The following is a 22,722-nucleotide window of genomic DNA, read 5'->3' as shown; positions in this document are numbered from 1 at the left end:
GATGAAAATATCGCTGTTCTACGAATTCGCCCTACCGCGCCCCTGGGCCCACGACGATGAACACGTCCTGCTGCAGGAGTGCCTCGACGAGGTCGAGGCCGCCGACAAGGCGGGCTTCTCCACGGTCTGGTTGACCGAGCACCACTTCCTCGAGGAATACTGCCACTCGACGGCGCCGGAGATTTTCCTGGCGGCGGCCAGCCAGCGGACCAAGAACATCCGGCTGGGCTTCGGCATCATGCACCTGCTGCCCGCGGTCAATCACCCAGCCCGGGTCGCCGAACGCGTCGCCACCATCGATCTGCTCTCGAACGGGCGTGTCGAGTTCGGCACCGGTGAAGGTTCCTCCGTCGGAGAACTCGGCGGATTCGATGTCGATCCCGCTGACAAGCGGGCGCAGTGGGAGGAATCGCTCGAGGTGGCGATCCGCTGCATGATCGAGGAACCGTTCTCGGGGTTCAAAGGTGATCAAATCCAGATGCCGCCCCGCAACGTCATCCCCAAGCCGCTGCAAAAGCCGCATCCGCCGGTCTGGGTCGCCTGCACGCGGCCGGCCAGCGTACAGATGGCCGCCCAAAAATGCATCGGTGCACTGAGTTTCGCCTACACCGGTCCCGGGCCGCTCACCGAGCGGGTCAACGGCTACTATAAGGAGCTCGAGGAGAACGGCGTCCCGATCACGCCGCAGATCAACCCGAACATCCTGGCAATAGGCGGGGACCTGTCGATGATGGTCGCCAAGACCGAAGAGGAAGCGTTACAACGGCTCGGGCAAGGCGGCGGATTCTTTTCGTTCGGGATCATGCACTACTACCTGACCGGGATGCACACTCCAGGCCGCACCGGGGTGTGGAAGCGGTACCTCGAAGAGGTCGAGAAGGACCCGACGCTGGCGTACGGTCCCGGGCGCGGTGCGATCGGGACTCCGGCCACCGTTCGCGAATTCCTGCGCGGCTACGAGGACAGCGGGGTCGACGAGATCATCCTGCTGCTCAACCCGCGCAGCCACGAGGGCACCATGGAATCCATCGAGCTGATGGGCAGGGAGGTGCTGCCCGAGTTCATCGAACGTGACGAGAAGGCAGTCGCCGCCAAAGCCAAGCGGCTTGCACCGGTCATCGAGAAGGTCGAGGCGCGCCGGCCGAAGTCGACGACGCCGCTGTTCGACGAAACCTATGCCTTCGGAGGCCTACCCACCGGGCGAGACAAGTTCACCGCCAGCGAGATTCCCGAGGCGATGGCGGAGATCAACGAAGGCCGGGTGCAGGCGGCGAAGCGCCTGAAGGAACAGCAGGCAAGAGAGCAGGGCAAGTGATACCGGAAGCGGATTGAGCGTTGGGCGAGATCGACGGGCTGTGGCGCTACGACGGCCGCCGCGCGGTGGTGACCGGATGTGCGTCCGGCATCGGCGAGCATGTCGTGCGCCAGCTCACCGAGCTCGGCGCCGACGTCGTCGGCCTGGACAAGCGCCGGCCGCGCTTCGGGCTCAAGGAGTTTCACGAAGCCGACCTCGCCGACCCGGCCTCGATCGACGGCGCGGTGGCGTCGGTCGAAGGCCCGGTGCACGCCCTGTTCAACGTCGCCGGTGTCTCGTCCGGGATCGGCAACCCGCTCCTCGTCGTCACCATCAACTTCCTCGGGCTGCGGCATCTCACCGAGGCGCTGATTCCGAAGATGCCCGCGGGCTCGTCCATCGTGAGCGTCTCCTCGCTCGCGGCAGCCGCCTATCGCGAGCACGCGGCGGCAGTGGCACCTCTGCTCAACACCGCGACGATGCAGGAGGGCATCGACTGGTGCCAGGCCAATCCCGCCGGCCTTGGCAACGGCTACCAGCTGTCCAAAGAAGCGATCGTCTTCTACACCATGCGAAGCGCCACCCCGCTGGGGGCCAAGGGCATCCGCATCAACTGCACGGGACCCGGGGTCACCGAGACCCCGATCCTCGACCAGCTGCGCACGGCGTACGGCCAGGGCTTCCTCGACGACATCCCCAAGCCCTTGGGCCGGGTGTCCGACCCCGCCGAGCAGGCCACGGTACTGCTCTTCTTGAATAGCGGTGCAGCCAGCTATATCACGGGGCAGATCATCTGGGTCGACGGCGGAAACGTGGGCGCGGCGGTCGCTCGTGAACTCGAGGAAGGAGCCCGGTGGCCGACTTGACTGACTTCCGGCGGGTCGCGCGCGACGTCTCCAATTGGGGACGGTGGGGCGACGACGACGAGCTGGGCACGCTGAATTTCATTACCGCGGACAAGGTCGCTCAGGCGGCGGGTTTGGTCAGGCACGGCAAGGTGTTTCCGCTTGGCATCGACTTCGGCGCCTCGGGGCCGCAGGGCGCCTTCGGATTCCGGCACAATCCCATGCTTGTGATGACCGTGGACGGTGGGGATGCCAACACGCTGGCCCAGTACGGACCCGGTTGGGCGCAGAACCCGACGGCGACGCAGGTCGGTGGCTATTTCGTCGACAGCCTGTTCCGCTTCAACGAAGACATGATCATCATGCCGTTGCAGGCGGCCACCCAGTGGGATGCGCTGTCACACGTCTACTACGAGGACAAGCTCTACAACGGCTTCGCGGCGAGCTCGGTGACGAGCCTTGGTGCCTACCATTGCAGCATCGACAAGGTGGACGTCAAGGGCATCACCTCGCGTGGCGTGCTACTGGACCTTGTTCGACACCGAAAGGCGGAAGTTTTTCTCGAGCAAGGAAATCCGATCACCCCCGAAGAATTGGACGACGTCGTCCGCGCGCAGGGCGTGACGATCGAGCGTGGCGATATCGTGCTGATCCGGACCGGCTGGTGGACGAGGTTCGTACAGACCGGCAACAAGACGGAACCCTTCTCAGGATTGGACTGGCGCTGCGCGTCGTGGCTGCACGACCACGAGGTCGCAGCGGTCGCCTCTGACAACCTTCAGGTCGAGGATCTGGTATCCGGTGTTGAGGGAGTATTTCTGCCGTTGCACCTGCTGTGCCTGCGCGACATGGGGCTGATGCTCGGCGAATACTGGGATCTCACCGTGCTGGCCGAGGACTGCGCCGCGGACGGCGTATACGAATTCCAGCTCGTGGCCCCACCCCTGAGGGTTGTTGGAGCTGTGGGCTCACCGGTGAACCCGATCGCGATCAAGTGATGGACATTCAGCTCAAGGCCATGCTGGTGGACGGCCTGACGACCAGCTATCTGGAAGCGGGCGACGGCGACCCGGTGGTGCTGCTGCACGGCGGTGAGTTCGGCGCCAGCGCCGAACTGGGCTGGGAACGCAACATCGCCGCGCTCGCCGCGCGGTACCGGGTGCTGGCGCCCGACCAGCTGGGGTTCGGCCAGTCGGCGAAGGTCATCGACTTCGTCGACGGACGCGGGATGCGGATTCGGCACGTGGCGCGGTTCTGCCAACTGCTCGGCGTGGACTCCGCGCACTTCGTGGGCAACTCGATGGGCGCGATCAACCTGCTCACCGACGCCACCTCGGACGCGCCGCTGCTACCCGCCCGCAGCCTGGCGATCATCTGCGGTGGCGGCGAGATTCAACAGAATCGGCACTTCGAGGCGCTACAGCAGTACGACGCAACGCTGCCGGGCATGCGCCGCATCGTCGAGGCCCTGTTCCACGACCCGGGCTATCCCGCCGACGACGGCTACGTGCGGCGCCGCTACGAGTCGAGCACCGCGCCCGGAGCGTGGGAAGCCGTCGCCGCCGCCCGGTTTCGTCGCCCGGGCGCCACGCCGTCCGGCACGCCTACGAGCACGCGGCCCTACGAACGCATCACGGTGCCGACGCTCGTCGTGGAGGGCGGAGACGACAAGCTGCTTCCGGCGGGCTGGGCCGCCCAGATCGCCAAGGCGATCGACGGCGCCCATGCGGCAGTCGTCGACAAGGCCGGCCACTGCCCGCAGATCGAGCAGGCGACGACGGTGAACCGGCTGCTGCTGGACTTCCTCGCCGCGACGGTCTAGAAGACGTAGTCCAACCGCGTCTCCATGCCGGCCTCTTGGTGATACGTGTTGTGGCAGTGCAATTGCCACAGGCCCGGGTTGTCGGCCACCAGCACGGCGAGCAGCCTCTGCTTGGGCAGCACCATGAGAGTGTCCTTGCGCGCGCCGGGGCTGCCGTCGGCCTTGATCAGCTGGAACGTGTGGCCGTGCAGGTGCATCGGGTGATACATCATCGTGGCGTTGTCGAAGGTGATGGTGGGCCGCTCGCCCTGCCGGACGTGCAACGGTTCGGTGTCGCTGTAGGGTTTTCCGTTGATCGTCCAGTTGTATTGGGTCATGTTGCCGCCGAGTACGACCGGCAGGTTCAGACCGGGCTGCGGCCGCCCCAGGTTGACCGGCGTCGTCGCCGTGAACATCTCCACGGTGCCTACCCGCCGGTTCAGTTCTGCCGGTTGAAACCCGGGGTCGGGTGCGCTGCCCGCCCCGGTGGACAGCAGCGTCCGCGCCAGGGCGTTCTTCCCTTCCGCGAGCGCGACCAGCGGGAAGACACCGTCGGCGGCGGTCACAATGACGTCGTAGCGCTCGGCCATGCCGATGAGCAGGGCGTCGGCTTGGGCCGGCACGACCGGGTAACCGTCGGTGTGGGTGACCGTCATCGAATGACCGGCCAGCGCGACGCGAAACGTGGTGTCGGAGGCGGTGTTGATGAATCTGATCCGGATGCGCTGGCCCGGCTTCGCGTTGAATGTCATGGGAGCGGCGGGAATTCGGCCGTTGATCAAATAGTAGGGGTAGGCGATGTCCCCGGCGTCGCCGCCGAGCAGATCGCTCCTGCCGACGCTTCCCGCGGGTGCCGGTGCAGCGCTGGACGGACCGCTCGAGGTGCTCGGGCTGGTCGACGTTGTCGAAGTCTCACTGCTCGACGTCGTCGGTGTCTCGCTGGTCGTTGAGGTCGTCGAAGTGGTGGGCGTCGTGGTCTCGGTGGTGCTTGGTGGGGCGGGCTTGTTCGGGCTGGTCAGTTCGGTGTAGAGCTGCTGGGGCGACTTTCCGACGCCATCAGTCCAATCATCAAGGATCACAATCCATTCGGCGTCATAGTTGCCCTCGGTCGGGTCGTCGACGATCACCGGCAGGTACAGGCCCGTGTCGGCGTCGAGGCCGGTGTGCGGATGGGCCCAGTAGGTGCCGGCGTTCGGGACGGAGAAGCGGTAGGTGAAGTCCTGGCCGGCGGGGATATTCGGGGTGGCGGGCGCGGCGCCGTCCATGTCGTTGCGCAACGCGATGCCGTGCCAGTGCACCGACGTCGGACGGTCGAGCCGGTTCGACACCGTCACCACCAACTCGTCGCCGATGCGCGCCCGGATCGGCGTGCCCGGGATGGTGTTGCCGTAGGCCAGCGTGCGGACGACCGGTCCGCCCAGGTCGACCTGGACCTGCTGGGCGGTCAGGCTGGCGGTGACGGTGCGGCCGCTGTGCGGCCTGGCTGCCTCGGCCGCGGCGATGGCGGCGGCCAGTTGGGCGTTGCCCGATTGTGCGGGCTTGGACTGACTGCACGCTGCCAGCGCGAATCCGCCGGCGATGCCGGCGGCCATGAACCCGCGCCTGGTGAGCCGCATCTTGTCGAAGGGCACGTCGCTGACGGGTAACGCGGGCATGGATTGCTCCTCGTCCTCTCCTCGACTCACCCCTGTTTTCTTATACCGTGCCGGGGCGCGGGCCGGAGCGCAATCGCCAACCCCGAACCGGCGGGGAACAGCTCCCTCGCTCAGACGGCGGCGCCGCCGCCGTCGACGTGCAGCGTGGAGCCGGTGATGAAGCTGGACCGAGGGGAGCTGAGGAAGAGCACCGCCTCGGCGACCTCGGACGCGAACGCCGTGCGGCCTAACGGCAACGCTCGCCCGAGCTCTTCGTTGACGTCGCCCCATTCCGCGGCGACCCCGAGCGTGCGGGTGGGCCCGGGCGCCACACTGTTCACCCGGACGCCGGCCCCGCCGAACTCCGCGGCCCAGGTGCGGGTGAGCGACTCCAGCGCGGCCTTGGAGGCGCTGTAACCCGACGCGCCTGGGATCCCCTTGAACGCCGCCATGGTGGTGACGTTGACGATGCTGCCTCGGCCGCGCCGCAACATGCCCGGAACCAGCCCGGCGACAAGGAAGTAGGCGCCGCGAACGTTGGTATCGAACGTTGCCTCGAAGGTCCCCATGTCTTGTTCGACGGTCAATGCCGACGGAAAACTGCCTGCGTTGTTGACGATGATGTCGACCTCACCGCACTGGTGCACAAGCGAATTCACGGAATCGGCGTCTGCCATGTCGGTCTGAACGAATCGTGCATTCGGGCCGATGGCCCCAACGGCTTGCTCACCCCTGGCCCGGTTGCGGCCCGAGACGACGACGACGGCGCCTTCGGATGCGAGCAGACGCGCGGACTCCAGTCCGATACCCGCCGTGCCACCGGTGACCACCGCTGTCTGGTCCGACAGTTCCATCTCTGGCTCCTAGATTCGTTGGGGCAGTAGGCTTGCGGATCGAAAGTGCATGTCCCCTCTCAGCACCGATAGACCTGCTCGGCAGGCGGCGAAGGGGTACCGAGTTCGGCCGCCACCGCATCAACCGCCCGCCGTGCGACGTCGAGGTCCGCCCGTCCGTCGGAGGTGAAGTACGGCCCGATGTAGCGTTCGTAATGACGTTGCACCTCTTCACGCGTCGACCGGTTCAGAAAAGACGCCATGTAATCGATTGCGAGTTCGGGCCGGTCGGCCAGCGTCTGCAGGGCGCGCCGGTTGGCCCGCACCACCGCCTGCACCGCGGTACCCTCAGGCTGGAGTCGGGTCGAGTCGACCGCGACCCCGACGGTTGGAATCTGGAAATGATCTCCCACCCAGGCCAGTAGGTGGAAGCCCTCCTCCTCGGCGACCTGCTCGGGTACCAGGGTGCTGCCGACGTAAGCAGCATCGATCGAACCATCGCGCAACCTTCGCAAATCCATCTGATAGTCACCCGGGGAACGAGCCACACACTGCAGGTCCCGATCGGGATCAAGACCGCACCGGCGCAACACAATTCGGGCAAAACATCCGGGAGCTGTGTGCGCCGCATGTACCGCGAGCCGGCGCCCGCGCAGATCCGCCATCGATCTCACCCGGGCGCCACCGAGAAACCAGAATAGCGGGCGGTGGGTGTTCACGCTCAGTGCCGTCCACTCGATGCCTTCGGTCAACCGCGATAACAGGGCGCGGCCCAGGCCGATCGTCGCGCAGTTACGCAGACGCTCTGAGCCCCAGCCGATCCCGTCCCGCACGGCGACGTGGACCCCTTCGTCTTCGAAGTAGCCCTCCTGATCGGCCACGTAGGCGACGAGTTCTTCGTGGATGCCGCGCCCGACGTACGCCAGGTCGATCGTATGCATGGTGGTCGGCTCCTTCAGTCCATCGCAATACCGCCGTTGACCGGCAGGTAATGGCCGGTCGTGAAACCGGACTCCTCGCTCGCCAAAAATGCGATCGTGTGGGCCACCTCGGCCGGCGTGACCAGCCGCCCCATCGGCGCGGCCTCTCCGAGCTCACGCACCCGGTCGGACGTGAGTTGCCCGGTCACCGTCGTTCCGCTGACGGTGGCCGGTGCGACGAGGTTGGCGGTGATTCCGCGCGGTGCGAGTTCGAGTGCGACGTACCGGACGAACTGGTCCAGGGCCGCCTTCGCTGTGCCGAGCGCGATCATCCCCTCGCGCGGGCGCCGGGACAGCCCCGTGCTGAGGTAAACCAGCCGGCCGTAGCCGCGCGAAACCATGCCCGGCACAACGGCCTTCGTCAACATGTAAGCGGCGTGTAGCTCCGCGTTCACCTTGCCGCCGAGTTCCTCCCAGGTCAGATCGGCCAAGGAGGTGACCACGAACGGTATCAACGCGTTGTGCACCAGCACGTCCACGCCCCCCCAGCGCCCAGCGATCTCGTCGACCATCGCGGAGACGTCACCGGGCACGGTGACGTCGGCCTGAATCGCCAGCGCCTCGCCGCCGGCCCCCGTGATGCCGGCAACCACCTCCTCGGCTTGCCGGCCGCTGGCGCGGTGGTTGACCACCACCCGAAATCCGCGTTCGGCAAGGACCCCTGCGGTCGCCGCGCCGATGCCGCGGCTGGCCCCGGTGATCATCGCAACCCGTGACATCGATCCACCCCCGTCCCTACGACGCGCGCCTAATGCGCGTCGCTCGTCGTTCTCGTGGCCATCCACTCGCCGAAGCGGGTCGAGTAGATCGTGGGGTCCTCGCTGTCGAGCGGAACGATGGTGTGTTCGTCGAGCCCGGTACCGAAATAGCCGGCCGTGGGGTCTCCCACTACCTGACGGGGATCGTTGGATGCGGAAAGTGCGGTCCTGATGAATTCGTCCATGCCACGCTTTTCGGGGCCGGCGATGTTGGTGATGCCGTTGGTCGGGTCGCCGATCGCTGCACGGGTGACGGCCGTGGCGACGTCCTTGGCCGCGATGGGCTGGAACGCCCCAACCGGCAGGCGGACCGTGTTGCCGTCGGTTGCCGAGTCGGCGATGGGTTCGACGAATTCGAAGAACTGTGTCGCTCGCACGATCGAGTACGGAATGTCCGATTCCTCGATCAACTTCTCCTGGGCGACCTTGGCCCGCATGTAGCCACTGTCCGGGGCACGGTCGGCGCCCACGATCGAGAGCGCGACGTGGTGTTGCACACCCGCCTCGCGCTCCGCGGCGAGAAGGTTTCTCGTCGACGTGGTGAAGAAGTGCATGACGGGGTCGTCGTCGAAGGACGGCGAGTTGGACACGTCGACCACCGTGTGGACACCCGCGACCGCCTCGGCCAGCCCTGTACCGGTGACGCTGTCGACACCCGACCGGGGCGAGGCCGCGACTGCCTCATGTCCCAGCTCCGTCAGATTGGCGACGACCTGCGAGCCGATCAGCCCGCTGCCGCCGATAACTAATACCTTCATGACCTGCGCCCTCCCGAGGTGTGCGATGAACTGGCGAATTCAGCGTCGCGTGGACGGGGGACGCTCGAACCCTTGGAAGTCCGTAGTCAGTGCGTAGCCGCTCCCCGGAGTTGCCTGCGCGAGGTGATGCCGAGCTTGGCGAACACCTTTCGCAGGTGCCACTCGACCGTATGCGTGCTGAGGAACAGTTGGGCGGCGATCTCGGGATTCGTCATACCTTCGCCGGCCAGCCGCGCGATCTGCGCTTCCTGGGCCGTCAATTCGTCTCCTGGTGCCGCGGACCGTTTGCTGACCTTCTCGCCCGTCGCCATGAGCTCGCGGCGGGCGCGCTCGGCGAACCCATCGGCTCCCATTCGGGCGAACATCTCGTGCGCGGTGTGTAGCTCCGCGCGCGCGTCGACGCGGCGGTTGCACCGGCGCAGCCATTCCCCGTAGACCAGATGGGCTCGGGAGAGGTGCACGGTAATCCGGGTGCGCTCCAGCCTCTCGATTGCCTCGCGGTAGTCCCGTTCGGAAACCCGGTCGTCTGCCAGCAATGCTCGCGACCGGGCCAAGATCCCTGCTGCCCAATCACTTCCGTTGCTTTGTGTGCGGTCTCGGAGTTGCTGCAGGGCGTCTTGCGCCGCGTCGCGTTCACCGCATCGGACGCCCGCCTCGATGAGTTCGACCAGGCACCAACCGAACAGCCCCAGGTCCTCGTGCTCGCATGCCTGCCGGACGGCCGTGAAGGCGTCGCCATAGCGGCCAAGGCCGTTGTACAGCACGGCCGTCGCGTACCCGGTCAACCCGATCACGCGCCCTTCGCCTCGGGTCATCCCGTCGGCGAGCGCGGCCTCCATGAGCTTCACTGCCTCGGCTTCGGTGCCCCGCCAGGCCGGCAATGTCAGGGAGTGATACTTCACCGGGGTGTAGCCGGTGGCGGCGGCGATGCCTTCGGCTTCTTCGATAAGCGCTGCAGCCGTGGCGAACTCACCCGCCTGCACGTGCACGCCGGCGCGGTAGACCAGCGCAAGCGGTAGCATGGCCAGCGCGCCCGCGTCGCGGGCCAGCCGGACGGCCTGGGTGGCCAGTTGGTGCCACGCGTCGTCGTCCCAGAGCTCATGGGCCGCGGATTCCTGGACGATGGGGAAGGCCTGCCAGAACCATCGCATCACCTCGGAATCGCCGCGGTGCGCTTCCGTGCAGATGCGGTCGATCGCCTCACGGAGCGCGGGAACGCCCGCGGAGTGGCCGTCGGTGGCCCGGATGGCAATGCCATCAAGTAGCAGATCGACGGGCCGGGCGGGTTCGGGCCGGGGCGGTGCCGAGCGCGCCGTCGCCGCGGTCATCGCGATGCCGCCATGCGGGCACAGCCGTCCGCCGAACATCGCCGCTCCCACGGCCTCCAAGTACGTCTCCCGGGCCTGCGCGTCATCGAGCGATTCCAGCCCCTTCGCGGCATCCAGCAGCCCGACCGCCGAGTCGGATACCGTCGGCGCGTTGGCGTCGCCGCTGCGGCTCCTGGCGAACGCTATCTGGGCGCGCAGCCGCTTGACCTGGGCTCGCTCCAGCGCTTCCAGGGACGCCGATTCCGCGATCGTGAGTAGCTCCTCCGCGGCGTCGAACGCGGCCACGTCGCGCTTCGCCTGAGCGGCCGCCAGCGCCCTGGTTCCACGGCGTACCGGGTCGGCTGTCAACTGGGTCGCTCGCTCCAGGAACGCGGCCGCGGCGGCGACACCTCCTCGGCTCTGCGCCCGACCCGCGGACCGCTCGAGTTGGACGGCGACGGATTCATCGGGACCCGCGGCGGCGACGGCCAAGTGCCACGCGCGCCGGTCCGGGTCGGTGTCCCGGTCGGTCGCATCGGCCAGTGCCCGATGAGCACGTCGGCGCTCCATCACATCCGCCGAGCGGTATGCCGCCGAACGCACCAAGGGATGGTGGAATCGCACCCGGGTCCCGACGTCAATCAACCCCGCCGCCTCCGCACCCGCCGCGGCATCCGGTTCGAGGCCCAGGCGCTCGGCGGCGCGAATCAACAGTGCCGTGTCGCCTATGGGCTCCGCCGCGGCAACGAGTAACAACCGCTGGGCGTGATCCGGCAGCGACCGAATCCGCCGCAGAAAGGTCTGCTCGATCTGGCCGGCCAGCGGCCAGCTGTCGGGCCGGCCGAACCCGCCCGCCAGTTCGGCCGCGGTGAAACCCTTGGGTAGTTCCAGCAACGCCAGGGGATTGCCACGCGTCTCGGCCACGATGCGGTCGCGAACCTGATCGTCCAGGCGACCGACGATGGCCGAATCCAGCAGCGCGCGCGCGTCGCCGGAATTGAGGCCGCTGACCGTCAGCTCGGGCAGCCCTGCCAGTTCGTCGCCCACCTCCTCGCGCACCGCGAAGATGATCGCGGCGGGTTCGGCGACGAGGCGCCGAGCGACGAAAGCCAGGGTTTGCGCCGAGATGCGGTCGATCCATTGCGCGTCGTCTACCAGAACGAGGAGGGGCTGGCTCTCCGTTGCCGCGCCGATCAGGCTCAGCACCGCCAACCCGACCAAAAAGCGGTCCGGCGCCGGCCCGGCGCTGCAACCAAACGCGATCTCCAGTGCCTCCCGCTGCGGGGCGGGCAGGCGGTCGATGCAAGCCAGCAGTGGCGAGCAGAGTTGCTGTAAAGCGGCGAATGCGAGTTCCATCTCGGACTCCACGCCCCCCACCCGCGCCGTGCGGAATCCCGCGGCGCGCCCGGCCACGAAGTCGAGCAATGCCGTCTTGCCGATGCCTGCTTCGCCCCGCAACACCAGCACCTGGCTGTGTCCGGAGCGCGCAGCCGACGTCGCACGATCGAGGGCCGCGCATTCACTCCGCCGGCCCCGCAAACGTTGTGCCGGGAATGTCTTGGTCACGCACACCGCCGCAAGTAAGGGATTGCCCTCTGACCTTACCGACCGGCCGGACCGCCGGGATGACGTGCCGCCGAGCCGCCCGGCGCTTAAATCAACTGCTTGACTTAACGCTGGCGACCCCGATTAACTCGTCGGGTGGTCAACGAATTGGATGGCAGGGTTGCCATCGTCACCGGCGGGGCGTCCGGCATCGGTCGCGGGATAGTGGAACGGTTCGTGGCCGAGGGGTCGAGCGTGGTCATCGCCGACATCGAGACGGACAGCGGCGAGGAGCTCGCCGCCACATTGGGCACCGCCGCCCTGTTCTGCCGGACGGACGTCTCCGATCCCGAACAGGTCGGGGCGCTGGTCGCGACCACCGTCGAGAAATTCGGCGGTCTGCACGTCATGGTGAACAACGCCGGAATCTCCAGCCCGCTGCGGCGACTGCTCGACGACGACCTTGCCGATTTCCACCGGGTGATGGGCGTCAACGTGCTGGGTGTGATGGCCGGTACCCGAGACGCCGCCCGCCACATGGCCGAATGCGGCGGGGGATCGATCATCAACCTGACGTCGATCGGCGGGATCCAGGCCGGCGGCGGGGTGATGGTCTACCGGGCCTCGAAAGCGGCGGTAATACAGTTCACCAAATCCGCCGCAATTGAGCTGGCGCGCTATGAAATCCGGGTCAACGCCATTGCGCCGGGCAGCATCCCGACCCCGATCCTGGCGTCCTCGGCCGTTGACGTCGACCCCGACGAGCTGGCGCGGTTCGAGGCGCGGATTCGCCAGGGGATGCGTGACGACCGGCCACTCAAGCGGGAGGGCACGCCCGACGACGTCGCCGAGGCGGCGTTGTACTTCGCCACCGATAGGTCACGGTATGTGACCGGGACCGTGCTGCCGGTCGACGGGGGGACGTCCGCCGGCAAGGTGATCCGGCCCCGCAACGAGTCGCGCAAGAGCGACTAGGGGCCGGCGTCAGGGCCCTCCGCGGCATGTCCCGCTTGGGTTTCCAGCCGCAGCTTGGCCAGCGCCTCGGCGCGCGTAAGGTCCTCGACGCCAGCGCTTTCCACGATCACGCTGTGGGAATGTGTCAGCACGCTCAGCACCGCCTCGTAGGGGAGGTCGGGGAACTGGCGCCCGAGCACCTCGGCCGCGCTCCTCAACTCGAACAGTTTGGGATACGCGCGGTCCGCGGGTGTCGGCGGCACGACGCGGCTGACGTCCTGGGCGTGCTGCAGCACGGCGACCGTCTTCTTGCCCTCTTTGATCGGCGAGTTCGTCGGCGTCCAGACTTTGTAGACGAACTCGCCGGGATTCTGTCGGTCAGGAATGTCGTAGCGCTGCACGCCCAGCCAATGCCGGACCCCGCGGCGAAAGACCAACTCGAGCGACGCCGAGACGTTGGCCACGCCGTCCGCGTCCGGATCGGCCGGGTTATCCGGAAAGACGTCGAACAGCGGGCACCCGAGCAGGCTTTCCCGCGGGTGGCCCGACACGCGTTCGCAGGCCGCGTTCACCGCACGGATCCGCAAGTCCGCATCGGACACCAGGTATGGCGCCCACTTCGACTGAAACCACGCCGAATCCTCGATCGCCGAGACCCGGTTGGCTGACAACATGACTACCCCCCAACCGATGGTTCACCGCCTCGACACCGCCACATCGTCGCCGCGCAAGAAGCCATCGTGACCCAGCGGGGCCGATCCGAACGAGGGCCCTTTGTCACCCGTCGCCCGCTATAGGGCATCGAAGCGAAGGCCGCCCGACCACGTGCGCGGCGATTTTAAATCAATCGCTTGACTTAATCGAGGGGGCGCGGTTGACTAGCCGGGTGACCACCATCGGCCGGACCGTTCGCACCGAGCGGGCCAGTTCCACCCAGGAAGCGATCCTGGCGGCAGCCGAGCGACTGTACGCCGAGCACGGCATGTTCGCCGTATCGAATCGCCAGGTGAGCGAGGCGGCGGGCCAAGGCAATAACGCCGCGGTGGGCTACCACTTCGGTACGAAGGCCGACCTGGTGCGGGCGATCGAACACAAGCACCGCGGGCCGGTCGAGCAGCTGCGCGAGCGGATGGTGGCCGAGCTACTCGAATCGGGTGGTTCCACTCAGATGCGGGACTGGGTGGCCTGTCTGGTGCGCCCGCTCACCGATCATCTCGACGAGCTCGGCAACCCCACCTGGTACGCGCGGTTCGCGGCACAGGCGATGACCGATCCCGCGTACTACCACATCATCGTCAAGGGCGCGCTGAGCTCGCCCTCCCTGGTCCAGGTGGTCGACGGCATCAATCGCTGCCTGCCGGACCTACCCGCCGAAGTGCACTTCGAACGAAACATCATGGCCCGCAATCTTTTGATGCATACCTGCGCCGACCGGGAACGCGCGCTTGCCGCCGGTGCCTCGCCGCTCCAGCGGTCCTGGCGGGCCGCCGCATCGGGTCTCATCGACGCCATCGTGGGCCTGTGGCTGGCGCCCGTGACGCCGTACGAGTGAAAGGTCTGCAGATGAAAGTGACTGTCGACCAAGACGTATGCGCCTCGTCGGGGAACTGCGTGATGAACGCCCCGGACGTGTTCGACCAACGCGACGACGACGGCGTCGTCGTTCTGCTGAACCCCAATCCGTCGGCCGAGCAGGCCGAGGGCGCGCGGCGAGCGGCCGCGGCGTGCCCCGCGCTGGCCATTCACATCGAGGAATGACATGTCAGAGACGATGACGAACAGTACGGCGACCGAGGCGGCCGCCGAGATCCCGGACTATCCGATGCCGAGGCAGGCGGGCTGCCCCTTCGCTCCGCCACCCGGTGTCATGGCGCTGGCCCAGGCCCGGCCGTTGTCCAGGGTCCGGATCTGGGACGGCAGCACGCCGTGGCTCATCACGGGCTATGAGCAAGTGCGGGAGCTGTTCTCGGATTCGCGGGTCAGCGTCGACGACCGGCTGCCGGGGTTTCCGCACTGGAACGCGGGCATGTTGTCCACGGTGCACAAGCGTCCACGGTCGGTCTTCACCGCCGACGGGGAAGAGCACACCAGGTTCCGACGGATGTTGTCGAAACCCTTCACGTTCAAGCGCGTCGAGGGGCTGCGCCCGACGATCCAGCGGATCACCGACGATCACATCGACGCGATGCTGGCCGGACCCCGGCCCGCCGACGTCGTAACCGCGTTGGCGCTCCCGGTTCCGTCGCTGGTGATCAGCCAGTTGCTCGGGGTGCCATACGAGGACGCGGACATGTTCCAGCACCACGCCAACGTCGGGCTGGCGCGGTACGCGACGGGGGAAGACACGGTCAAAGGCGCCATGAGCCTCAACAAATACCTCGCGCAGCTGGTCGAGGCGAAAATGGAGAACCCCGCGGAGGACGCGGTTTCCGACCTCGCCGAGCGGGTCAAGGCCGGCGAACTCAGCGTGAAAGAAGCCGCCCAGTTGGGCACCGGCCTGCTGATCGCCGGGCACGAGACCACCTCGAACATGATCGGCCTCGGGGTGCTCGCCCTGCTGATGAACCCGGACCAGTTGGCCGTCATCCGCGACGCCGAAGACCCCAAGGTCATCGCCAGTGCCGTCGAGGAATTGTTGCGTTACCTGAGCATCATTCAGAACGGGCAGCGCCGCGTCGCGCTCGAAGACATCCACATCGCCGGGGAGACCATCCGCGCCGGCGAGGGCATCATCATCGATCTGGCCCCGGCCAATTGGGATCCGCATGCGTTCCCCGAACCCGACCGCCTGTACCTGCACCGCTCCGGGGCCGACCGCAACGTCGCCTTCGGTTACGGCCGGCACCAGTGCGTGGGACAGCAGCTCGCCCGCGCCGAGCTGCAGATCGTCTACCGCACCCTCTTCCGCCGTATCCCCACGCTCGAACTGGCCATCCCCGTCGAGGATGTGCCCTTCAAAGACGACCGACTCGCCTACGGCGTCTACGAACTTCCGGTGACCTGGTAGCCCCCGGGACGCAACATCCCAATGCCGATCCGAATGGAGGGTCAATGATGACGACTCAAACAAGCACCGTTTCGCTCTACCCGCCCGAAGGCTTCGGCGCCCCCAAGGATCGCCGCGGTCACGCCTCGGGCGCCGATGTCGGGCTACCCGCGGGAACCGTGGTGTTCTCCGCGGACAATCACATCTCGTTGGCGGACGACATTTTCTACCAACGCTTTCCGGATGACCTCAAAGACAAGGCGCCGCGGATCTGGTATGAGGACGGCGCCTACCAGGTCGGCCGCAAGGGCCAGTCGTTCCTGCCGGGGGACTTCAGCGCGGTGCTGATGCAGTACGACGACCTGCCCGGGGCGGCCAGCACCAACATCGAGGCCCGCATCCAGGAACTGCATGACGACGGCGTCGATAAGGAATTGGCCTTTCCCAACGCGATTTTGGCGCTCTTCCACTACCCGGACAAGAACCTGCGCGAGCTGGCCTTCCGCATCTACAACGAATACATCGCGGAACTCCAGGAACGGTCGAACGGTCATTTTTACGGCGCCGGGCTGATCAACTGGTGGGAGCCGCAGGGTGCCAGGAGAACGCTCGACGAGCTGAAATCGTTGGGGCTCAAGACGTTCCTCCTACCGCTGAATCCCGGCAAGGACGACGAGGGTAACCCGATCGACTATTCGAGCACGTCGATGAATGCCGTCTGGGACGAGATCGAGGCCGCAGGACTTCCGATCACCCATCACATCGGGGAGACCCCCCCGAAAAGCCCGACCGAGTTCAACAGCGTGGTGGTCGGCATGATGATCAACATCGACGGGTTCCGGGAGACGTTCGCCAAGTATATCTTTGGCGGCATCCTTGACCGGCACCCGGCGCTGCGCCTCGGCTGGTTCGAGGGCGGCATCGCCTGGGTGCCGTGGGCGCTGCAGGACGCCGAGCACCTGGTCGCCTCCTACCAGCACATGTTCAACCGTCCGCTAGAGCACGACGTGCGGTACTACTGGGACACCCACATGAGCGCGTCGTTCATGGTCGACCCGCTAGGCCTGCAGCTGATCGACAAGATCGGGGTGGACAAGGTCATGTGGTCCAGCGATTACCCGCACAACGAAAGCACTTACGGCTACTCGGAGAAGTCGCTGGCCGCGGTCGTCGACGCAGTCGGTCCCGCGGACGCCGCGAAAATCGTGAGTGGCAACGTCACGAAGTTCCTGGGCCTGTAGGGGCGCGGCGATGACAACGTTCGCGCAAGCGGGCGCGGGCACCAGCAGCCTGGTGATCCCCGAGACGCCCGACCTGGGGCGCATGCGCCGGGAGACGGGGACGCGGCTGCGTTCGGCGATGGCCGAACGCGGCGTCGACGCAATGATCCTGCTGGGCAACAGCGCGGTGGTCTATGCCACCGGCACCAGTTGGCCGCTGGGTGATGCGGGTCTGTCCTACGTGGAGCGGCCGGTGGCCGTGGTGCTCGCCGGAGACGAGTGCCCGCATTTGTTCTTGCCGTTTCGCGAGGGCGCCGCCCGGGAGTCCGACCTGCCCGCCGATCATGTGCACGGGCCGGTTTATCTCGAGTTCGACGAAGGCGTAAACAATTTCGCGCGCCTGCTGGCAGATCTGATTCCGGCCGGCGCGGTGATCGCGGTCGACGAGTGCACCGGCGCGATGTCGCGGGCGGCAAAGTCGTTGTTCCCCAAGGGTGGGCCCGTCGACGCGGCGGCCGTGGTCAGCGCGGCCAAGGCGGTGAAGACACCGGACGAACTGTCGTGCATGCGCACCGCGATCCGGATCACCGACGAGGCTATGGTCGAGGTCCAGAAGCGGTTGACCCCGGGGATCCGTCAGGTCGACCTGTCCGCAAGCTTTTTGCGGCGGGCGTTCGAGTTGGGCGCCACGGCAAGCATGCTCGAGCCGATCTGGCAGGTGATGCCGCCGACCAAGGCCGACGGTGTGTGGACCACGCACGGCGACCTGGCGTTGCCCCTGCTGAGCACCGAGCGAGAACTGGCCGAGGGCGACGTGCTGTGGACCGACGTCAGCATCACCTACCACGGTTACTGCTCGGATTTCGGACGCACCTGGATCGTCGGCCGGGATCCGTCGCCGCGTCAGCGGGCGCAGTTCGACAAATGGTTCGCGATCATGTCCGCCGTCCTGGATGTTGCCAAGGCCGGCGCCACGGCCGCCGACCTGGGGCGGGCCGCAACCAACGCCAACGGCGGCAGTAAGCCGTGGCTGCCGCACTTCTACCTGGGCCACGGCATCGGCGTGAACGCGGCCGAAATGCCCATGATCGGAACGGATCTGGGCCAGGACTTCGACGAAAAATTCGTCCTCCAAGCCGGCATGGTCCTGGTCTTGGAGCCCGTGGTGTGGGAGGACGGCACCGGCGGCTACCGCAGTGAAGAAGTCCTGGTGATCACCGAGGAAGGCTGGATCCGATTGACCGACTACCCCTATGACCCGTATGGCTCCCATGTCAGTTGAAGTTTGCCCTGACGACCGCGCGCTGCGCTCGGGCCGCCGTCATCGGGTGCTGGACCAGATGGCGGCGCACGACCTCGACGTCCTGGTCCTCGGCCGCCAAGCCAACGTCCGCTACGTCACCGGCGCACCGCAGCTGTGGGTCGCGGGCACTCGGCCGTTCGGTCCGACGTGTGTGCTCGTGCGCGCGACCGGGGCTATTCACCTGTTAAGCACGTGGGATGAAGGTGTCCCCGATGACATTCCACACGAGAACCTGTACGGGATCTCGTGGAATCCGATGAACACCATGTCGGCGCTGCAGCGCATCGACGGCGCCGCGACCGCCCGCCGTGTCGGAACCGATGCGATATCACCGGTTTTCGCCCAGCTGCTGCCGACGGCGTTTCCCCATGCGGAACTCGTGGACGGCGAACTGGCGATGCGCGCCGCGCGGCGCATCAAGACGGCCGAAGAAGTCGTGGCGTTGCGCGACGCGATCTCGGTGGCCGAAAAGGGTTTGGCCGCTGCCGTCTCCGAATTGCGGCCCGGGGTGAGCGAGCAGGCGCTGGCCGGTGCCCTGCTGGAGGCCGTCGCCGCCGGCGGGGTGAGCACCCCGTCGAATCAGGATGTGGCGTGGGTGACCTCACCCGATCATCCCTGGCGGCGAGCGGACGGCGAGGGACGGGTGAAAGACGGTGATCTGGTGGCGTTTTCGGCCGGGGTGCTCGCCGGTGGCTACGTCGGTGAGGTCGGGCGCACCTGGCCGGCGGGCGAGGCGCGCGGCGCCGCCGCCCTGTACCGCCGCTGGGAACGCCTGTGGGACAAGCTGCTAGCCGCGTGCCGGCCCGGCGGGGGAACCGGCCAATTGCTGGGCGCCTACCAGGCCGCGGGGGAAGCGGCGCCGCCGATGCCGGTGGCCCGCGGCCTGGGCATGGGCTTCGACCCGCCCGTGATCTCCAAGCACCTGCCCGCGACCGCGGCACAGGAGCGGTTGGAGCCCGGCATGGTGCTGGCGGTCACGGGCTACGTCTGGGAGCAGGGAATCGGCGCCGTCTTCGGACGGGAGGCCGTGTTGATCTCCGCCGATGGACCAGAGGTGCTGACCTCCAGCCCGTTCTGGCAGGAATAGCCATGTCCGGCAAGTCCGGTCCGCCGGCCGTGCAGATCATCAGGTACCACAAGGACCCCGAGACCCGCATCGCCACCATCACGTTCGATCGGCCCGGGCAGCTCAACGCGCCCACCATCGCCGCCCGGCTGCGCTACGCCGACCTGTTGCACCGGGCCTCGATTGACGACGAGGTCAAGGTGCTGGTGGTCCGCGGGGCCGGTGAGGACCTGGGTTCCGGTGCCGATCTCACCGAGGAAATGGCGGCGCAGAACTCGGTGGATCAGCATAACCGGCTCGCCGAGTACCGGATCGGCGACGAGGACGTCAGGTTTCCCCCCGAGGGCTCATTTCGCCATGGCGCCACCCTGGGCCAGTGGTACGCCAACCCGAACTCGGGGATACGGGGCCTGCAGGACTTCAAGAAGATCAGCATCCTGGAGGCCAAGGGCTACTGCTACGGCTGGCATTTCTACCAGGCGGCCGACGCGGATCTGGTGATCTCCAGCGATGACGCGCTCTTCGGGCACCCGTCCTTCCGCTACTACGGCTGGGGTCCACGGATGTGGTGGTGGGCCCAGACGATGGGAATCCGGAAGTTTCAGGAAATGGTCTTCACCGGAAGGGCTTTCACCGCGGCGGAGATGTACGACTGCAACTTCCTCAACAGTGTGGTGCCCAGGGCAGAACTCGAGGCGGAGGTGGACAGGTACGCGCTGGCCTGCGCGCGGAACCGTCCCACCGACACGGTGTTCATGCAGAAGGTGTTCTTCGAGATCATGAAACAGTTCCAGGGCGAGTACCTGGGCAGCATGTTGAGCGGGTTCTTCGAGTCGCTGGGCGGCCGCGTCCGGCCCGACGGCCCCGACGATTTCACCCTCGGCGACGCCGTCGAACGGGGTCTGGGTAAAGCGGTGAAAGACAACGACGACCGGTTTCCGCCGGAATGGCGACTGAGCAAGAAGGGGCGCAAGAACGAAGGCGGCAAGAAGGAGCCCAGCCGGAAGCGGAAGCGCTAGTGGCGGAGTCCACCGCCGAACCGCCCCTGGCCGGCTACACCGTGGTCGACCTGTCCACCGGAATCGCGGGTGCCTACTGCACCAAGTTGCTGGCCGACGGCGGAGCGGACGTCATCAAAGTCGAGCCGCCCGAAGGCGATCCCTTGCGTTCCTGGTCGGCCTCGGGCGCCGTCATACCGCCGGGCAATGACGGGGCGTTGTTCAGTTTTCTGGCCGGGTCGAAACGCAGCGTCGTCGCGGATCGCCGCATCGATGACGATATGCGCCTGGTCGACCGGCTGCTGGCGGCCGCCGATGCGGTGGTGTGGTCCGGCGGTTCGGAGGTCGCGGAGCGCCCGGACTTCGCGCCCGCGGCGATGCACCGCCGCCATCCGCATCTCACCGTCATGTCGATCACGCCGTTCGGGCTCCGGGGACCCTGGCACGACCGCCCTGCCTCCGAATTCACCTTGCAGGCATGGTCCGGCGGGATCGTCGGCCTCGGACGTGGCCAGGCCGACCGCGCGCCGGTATTCGTGGGCGGCCAGGCCGGCGAGTACCTGGCCGGGGTCTACGCGAGCGCGGCCATGCTGGCATCGCGATACGGCCGCACCGGCGATGGCCCGGGCGAACTACTGGACCTGTCGATGCTGGAAACACAGATCCTGTCGCTGACCTACTATCCAGTCACCTATTTCGAGATGCTGGGGCGGCCCTGGCGGGATGCGCGCCGCGTCACGGTGCCAGGTGTGGCGCGCGCCAAGGATGGACTCGTCGACGTCGGCTGCGGGACCGCGCAACAGTGGTTCGACCTGTGCGCGATGATCGGCCACCCGGAATGGATCGACGAGGACTCATCGCTCACCATCACCGAGCGGGCCAATGTCAAGGCCGACGAGATCTACGCGTGGTTCGAAAGCAACACGGTAGACGAGATCCGCGAGCTCGCTACGGCATTCCGGATCCCCAACGCTCCGGTGGCCAACGGCGCCGACATCGCATCGCTGGAGCACTTTCGCGAGCGTGGTTCGTTCGTTCGCAACCCGGGCGGCGGGTTCCAGCAGCCCGGCCACCCCTACCGGATGACACCCGCGCGGCTCCGAGCGCCGCAACGGGCGCCGCGGCTCGGAGAGCACAACGAGCGCTACCGCGCCGCAGAACTCGTCTCCCGGCCAGCCCCTACCGGTCCACCAAATCGATTGCCGCTCAATGGGCTTCGGGTGCTGGACATGACAACGTTCTGGGCGGGCCCCTGCTGCACCCACTTCCTGGCGATGCTGGGTGCAGAGGTCATCCACGTCGAGTCCACCCGCCGTCCCGACGGGACGCGACTCATCGCCGGCGTGCCCGTCATCGAAAACCAGTGGTGGGAGAAGTCCCCGATCTTCGCGGCGCTCAACACCAACAAGAAGGGCCTGACGCTGGACCTGCAGAGCCCGCGCGGCCGGCATCTCCTACGCCGGCTCATCGCGACCTGCGACGTGGTCGTGGAGAACTTCACACCGCGGGTGCTCGACCAGATGGGATTGGATTTCGCTGCGGTGCAAGCCATCAGGCCCGACGTCGTGATGGTGCGAATGCCCGGCTTCGGCCTCGACGGCCCATGGCGCGACAACCCAGCGTTCGCCTACGTCATCGAAGCCGCGTCCGGACTGACGTGGCTGACCGGATACGCCGACCGCACGCCGTATGACCCCTACTCGATCGGTGACCCCAACGCGGGCATGCACGCCGTGAATGCGCTGCTGCTGGCGCTGGAGCACCGGCGGCGCACCGGCCAGGGCGTCTTCGTCGAAGCGGCGATGGTCGACGCCGCGCTCAGCATCGCCGCCGAGCAGATCATCGAATACTCCGCGTACGGGGCGCTGCTGGAACGCGCGGGCAACCGGGGTCCGACGGCGGCGCCCCAAAACCTCTACCGCAGCGCCGGCACCGACGAGTTCGGCCGACCCGACTGCTGGGTCGCGATAGCCGTGAACACCGACGAGCAGTGGCGCGCTCTTTGCGTGGCGATCGGATCGTCCTCGTGGGCGACGGATCCCGAACTGGCCACCGCGACCGGTCGAAGCGAAAACCATGACGCCATCGACGAACGGTTGACCGCATGGTGCGCGCGGCGCGGCGGCGACGAGATAGTCGCAACTCTGTGGGAGGCCGGCGTTCCGGTGGCCAAGGTGATGCAGCCGCACCGCCAGACGGAATTGGACCAGCTAGCGTTTCGCGGCTTCTTCGAGGAAGTGGACCACCCGGTGAACGGCCCCGCTAGGCTCAGCACCGTGCCGATGAGAATGTCGACCGGGCCGTCGAGGTTCCACCGCCGGCACGCGCCGCTGCTGGGCCAGCACAACGACGAATTGCTGGCCGAGCTCGGGTTGAGCGCCTCCGAAATCGCCGACCTGGAAGCCGGCGACGTGATCGGCCGCGCACCGGCGATGTGACC

20 protein-coding genes are annotated in these 22,722 nt (G+C 67.1%); 13 read left to right on the top strand and 7 right to left on the bottom strand.

From position 1 onward, the window contains the following. Position 1: 1 nt before the first annotated feature. The 4 genes from G6N51_RS15360 to G6N51_RS15345 are packed head-to-tail and all read left to right on the top strand — an operon-like array spanning position 2 to position 3,961. Positions 2-1,315, top strand: coding sequence for an LLM class flavin-dependent oxidoreductase (locus G6N51_RS15360; protein WP_083168378.1), 1,314 nt, complete (start codon positions 2-4; stop codon positions 1,313-1,315). A gap of 20 nt (positions 1,316-1,335) precedes the next feature. Continuing rightward, positions 1,336-2,160: a coniferyl-alcohol dehydrogenase gene (locus G6N51_RS15355; protein WP_083168381.1), complete on the top strand. Its 825-nt coding sequence runs from the start codon at positions 1,336-1,338 to the stop codon at positions 2,158-2,160. Next, positions 2,148-3,137 carry a cyclase family protein gene (locus G6N51_RS15350; protein ID WP_083168384.1) on the top strand — a complete coding sequence of 330 codons (990 nt, stop codon included), beginning with the start codon at positions 2,148-2,150 and terminating at the stop codon, positions 3,135-3,137. The genes G6N51_RS15355 and G6N51_RS15350 overlap by 13 nt, the downstream gene beginning before the upstream one ends. Next, on the top strand, positions 3,137-3,961 hold the full coding sequence (locus G6N51_RS15345) for an alpha/beta fold hydrolase (protein ID WP_083168387.1): 825 nt from the start codon (positions 3,137-3,139) through the stop codon (positions 3,959-3,961). Before G6N51_RS15350 ends, G6N51_RS15345 begins: the two co-directional genes overlap by 1 nt. Here the strand turns inward: G6N51_RS15345 and G6N51_RS15340 are convergent. The 6 genes from G6N51_RS15340 to G6N51_RS15315 form a co-directional block, all read right to left on the bottom strand. Beyond that, complete coding sequence (locus G6N51_RS15340) at positions 3,958-5,595, bottom strand: multicopper oxidase family protein (protein ID WP_083168390.1); 1,638 nt, start codon at positions 5,593-5,595, stop codon at positions 3,958-3,960. The genes G6N51_RS15345 and G6N51_RS15340 overlap by 4 nt on opposite strands. A gap of 110 nt (positions 5,596-5,705) precedes the next feature. Further along, complete coding sequence (locus G6N51_RS15335; protein WP_083168393.1) at positions 5,706-6,428, bottom strand: SDR family NAD(P)-dependent oxidoreductase; 723 nt, start codon at positions 6,426-6,428, stop codon at positions 5,706-5,708. A gap of 59 nt (positions 6,429-6,487) precedes the next feature. Then, positions 6,488-7,348, bottom strand: a complete 861-nt coding sequence (locus tag G6N51_RS15330; RefSeq protein ID WP_083168396.1) for an ABC transporter substrate-binding protein — start codon at positions 7,346-7,348, stop codon at positions 6,488-6,490. A gap of 14 nt (positions 7,349-7,362) precedes the next feature. Then, positions 7,363-8,106 carry an SDR family oxidoreductase gene (locus G6N51_RS15325; protein WP_083168399.1) on the bottom strand — a complete coding sequence of 248 codons (744 nt, stop codon included), beginning with the start codon at positions 8,104-8,106 and terminating at the stop codon, positions 7,363-7,365. 29 nt (positions 8,107-8,135) lie between these two features. Continuing rightward, the gene (locus G6N51_RS15320) at positions 8,136-8,903 is read right to left on the bottom strand and encodes an SDR family oxidoreductase (RefSeq protein WP_083168402.1); all 768 of its coding nucleotides are present in this window, start codon (positions 8,901-8,903) and stop codon (positions 8,136-8,138) included. Between the two features lie 86 nt (positions 8,904-8,989). Then, complete coding sequence (locus tag G6N51_RS15315) at positions 8,990-11,782, bottom strand: helix-turn-helix transcriptional regulator (RefSeq protein WP_372510136.1); 2,793 nt, start codon at positions 11,780-11,782, stop codon at positions 8,990-8,992. 129 nt (positions 11,783-11,911) lie between these two features. On the opposite strand from G6N51_RS15315, the gene G6N51_RS15310 reads away from it, so the two are divergent. Continuing rightward, positions 11,912-12,730: an SDR family NAD(P)-dependent oxidoreductase gene (locus G6N51_RS15310; protein WP_083168405.1), complete on the top strand. Its 819-nt coding sequence runs from the start codon at positions 11,912-11,914 to the stop codon at positions 12,728-12,730. Here G6N51_RS15310 and G6N51_RS15305 read toward each other — a convergent pair. After that, positions 12,727-13,383, bottom strand: a complete 657-nt coding sequence (locus G6N51_RS15305) for a PAS domain-containing protein (protein WP_083168408.1) — start codon at positions 13,381-13,383, stop codon at positions 12,727-12,729. The genes G6N51_RS15310 and G6N51_RS15305 overlap by 4 nt on opposite strands. A gap of 212 nt (positions 13,384-13,595) precedes the next feature. Here G6N51_RS15305 and G6N51_RS15300 point away from each other — a divergent pair, with 212 nt between their 5' ends. From G6N51_RS15300 to G6N51_RS15265, 8 genes are all read left to right on the top strand, one after another. Beyond that, on the top strand, positions 13,596-14,261 hold the full coding sequence (locus G6N51_RS15300) for a TetR/AcrR family transcriptional regulator (protein WP_083168411.1): 666 nt from the start codon (positions 13,596-13,598) through the stop codon (positions 14,259-14,261). Between the two features lie 11 nt (positions 14,262-14,272). Continuing rightward, positions 14,273-14,467, top strand: coding sequence for a ferredoxin (locus tag G6N51_RS15295; protein WP_083168689.1), 195 nt, complete (start codon positions 14,273-14,275; stop codon positions 14,465-14,467). A 1-nt stretch (position 14,468) separates the two neighbouring features. Then, on the top strand, positions 14,469-15,716 hold the full coding sequence (locus G6N51_RS15290; RefSeq protein ID WP_083168413.1) for a cytochrome P450: 1,248 nt from the start codon (positions 14,469-14,471) through the stop codon (positions 15,714-15,716). Between the two features lie 158 nt (positions 15,717-15,874). Continuing rightward, complete coding sequence (locus G6N51_RS15285; protein WP_174814390.1) at positions 15,875-16,936, top strand: amidohydrolase family protein; 1,062 nt, start codon at positions 15,875-15,877, stop codon at positions 16,934-16,936. 10 nt (positions 16,937-16,946) lie between these two features. After that, positions 16,947-18,197, top strand: coding sequence for a M24 family metallopeptidase (locus G6N51_RS15280; RefSeq protein WP_083168416.1), 1,251 nt, complete (start codon positions 16,947-16,949; stop codon positions 18,195-18,197). Then, complete coding sequence (locus G6N51_RS15275; protein WP_083168419.1) at positions 18,187-19,305, top strand: M24 family metallopeptidase; 1,119 nt, start codon at positions 18,187-18,189, stop codon at positions 19,303-19,305. The genes G6N51_RS15280 and G6N51_RS15275 overlap by 11 nt, the downstream gene beginning before the upstream one ends. 2 nt (positions 19,306-19,307) lie before the next feature. Next, entirely contained in the window at positions 19,308-20,303 is a 996-nt protein-coding gene (locus G6N51_RS15270; RefSeq protein WP_083168422.1) for an enoyl-CoA hydratase/isomerase family protein, read from the top strand. Beyond that, positions 20,303-22,720 carry a CaiB/BaiF CoA transferase family protein gene (locus tag G6N51_RS15265; RefSeq protein ID WP_232078399.1) on the top strand — a complete coding sequence of 806 codons (2,418 nt, stop codon included), beginning with the start codon at positions 20,303-20,305 and terminating at the stop codon, positions 22,718-22,720. The genes G6N51_RS15270 and G6N51_RS15265 overlap by 1 nt, the downstream gene beginning before the upstream one ends. Positions 22,721-22,722 lie beyond the last annotated feature (2 nt).

It is taken from the genome of Mycobacterium paraseoulense (assembly GCF_010731655.1).
Lineage (GTDB): Bacteria > Actinomycetota > Actinomycetes > Mycobacteriales > Mycobacteriaceae > Mycobacterium > Mycobacterium paraseoulense.
The sequence above is the reverse complement of the archived record's forward strand: the minus strand, read 5'-3'. Positions and strand labels throughout refer to the sequence as shown.

What these genes read in the sequence shown, in the direction of transcription:
- G6N51_RS15360 (WP_083168378.1), top strand. Translation starts at nt 2, where the DNA reads ATGAAAATATCGCTGTTCTACGAATTCGCCCTACCGCGCCCCTGGGCC.
- G6N51_RS15345 (WP_083168387.1), top strand. Translation starts at nt 3,137, where the DNA reads ATGGACATTCAGCTCAAGGCCATGCTGGTGGACGGCCTGACGACCAGC.
- G6N51_RS15340 (WP_083168390.1), bottom strand. Translation starts at nt 5,595, where the DNA reads ATGCCCGCGTTACCCGTCAGCGACGTGCCCTTCGACAAGATGCGGCTC.
- G6N51_RS15335 (WP_083168393.1), bottom strand. Translation starts at nt 6,428, where the DNA reads ATGGAACTGTCGGACCAGACAGCGGTGGTCACCGGTGGCACGGCGGGT.
- G6N51_RS15330 (WP_083168396.1), bottom strand. Translation starts at nt 7,348, where the DNA reads ATGCATACGATCGACCTGGCGTACGTCGGGCGCGGCATCCACGAAGAA.
- G6N51_RS15325 (WP_083168399.1), bottom strand. Translation starts at nt 8,106, where the DNA reads ATGTCACGGGTTGCGATGATCACCGGGGCCAGCCGCGGCATCGGCGCG.
- G6N51_RS15320 (WP_083168402.1), bottom strand. Translation starts at nt 8,903, where the DNA reads ATGAAGGTATTAGTTATCGGCGGCAGCGGGCTGATCGGCTCGCAGGTC.
- G6N51_RS15305 (WP_083168408.1), bottom strand. Translation starts at nt 13,383, where the DNA reads ATGTTGTCAGCCAACCGGGTCTCGGCGATCGAGGATTCGGCGTGGTTT.
- G6N51_RS15295 (WP_083168689.1), top strand. Translation starts at nt 14,273, where the DNA reads ATGAAAGTGACTGTCGACCAAGACGTATGCGCCTCGTCGGGGAACTGC.
- G6N51_RS15290 (WP_083168413.1), top strand. Translation starts at nt 14,469, where the DNA reads ATGTCAGAGACGATGACGAACAGTACGGCGACCGAGGCGGCCGCCGAG.
- G6N51_RS15280 (WP_083168416.1), top strand. Translation starts at nt 16,947, where the DNA reads ATGACAACGTTCGCGCAAGCGGGCGCGGGCACCAGCAGCCTGGTGATC.
- G6N51_RS15275 (WP_083168419.1), top strand. Translation starts at nt 18,187, where the DNA reads ATGTCAGTTGAAGTTTGCCCTGACGACCGCGCGCTGCGCTCGGGCCGC.
- G6N51_RS15270 (WP_083168422.1), top strand. Translation starts at nt 19,308, where the DNA reads ATGTCCGGCAAGTCCGGTCCGCCGGCCGTGCAGATCATCAGGTACCAC.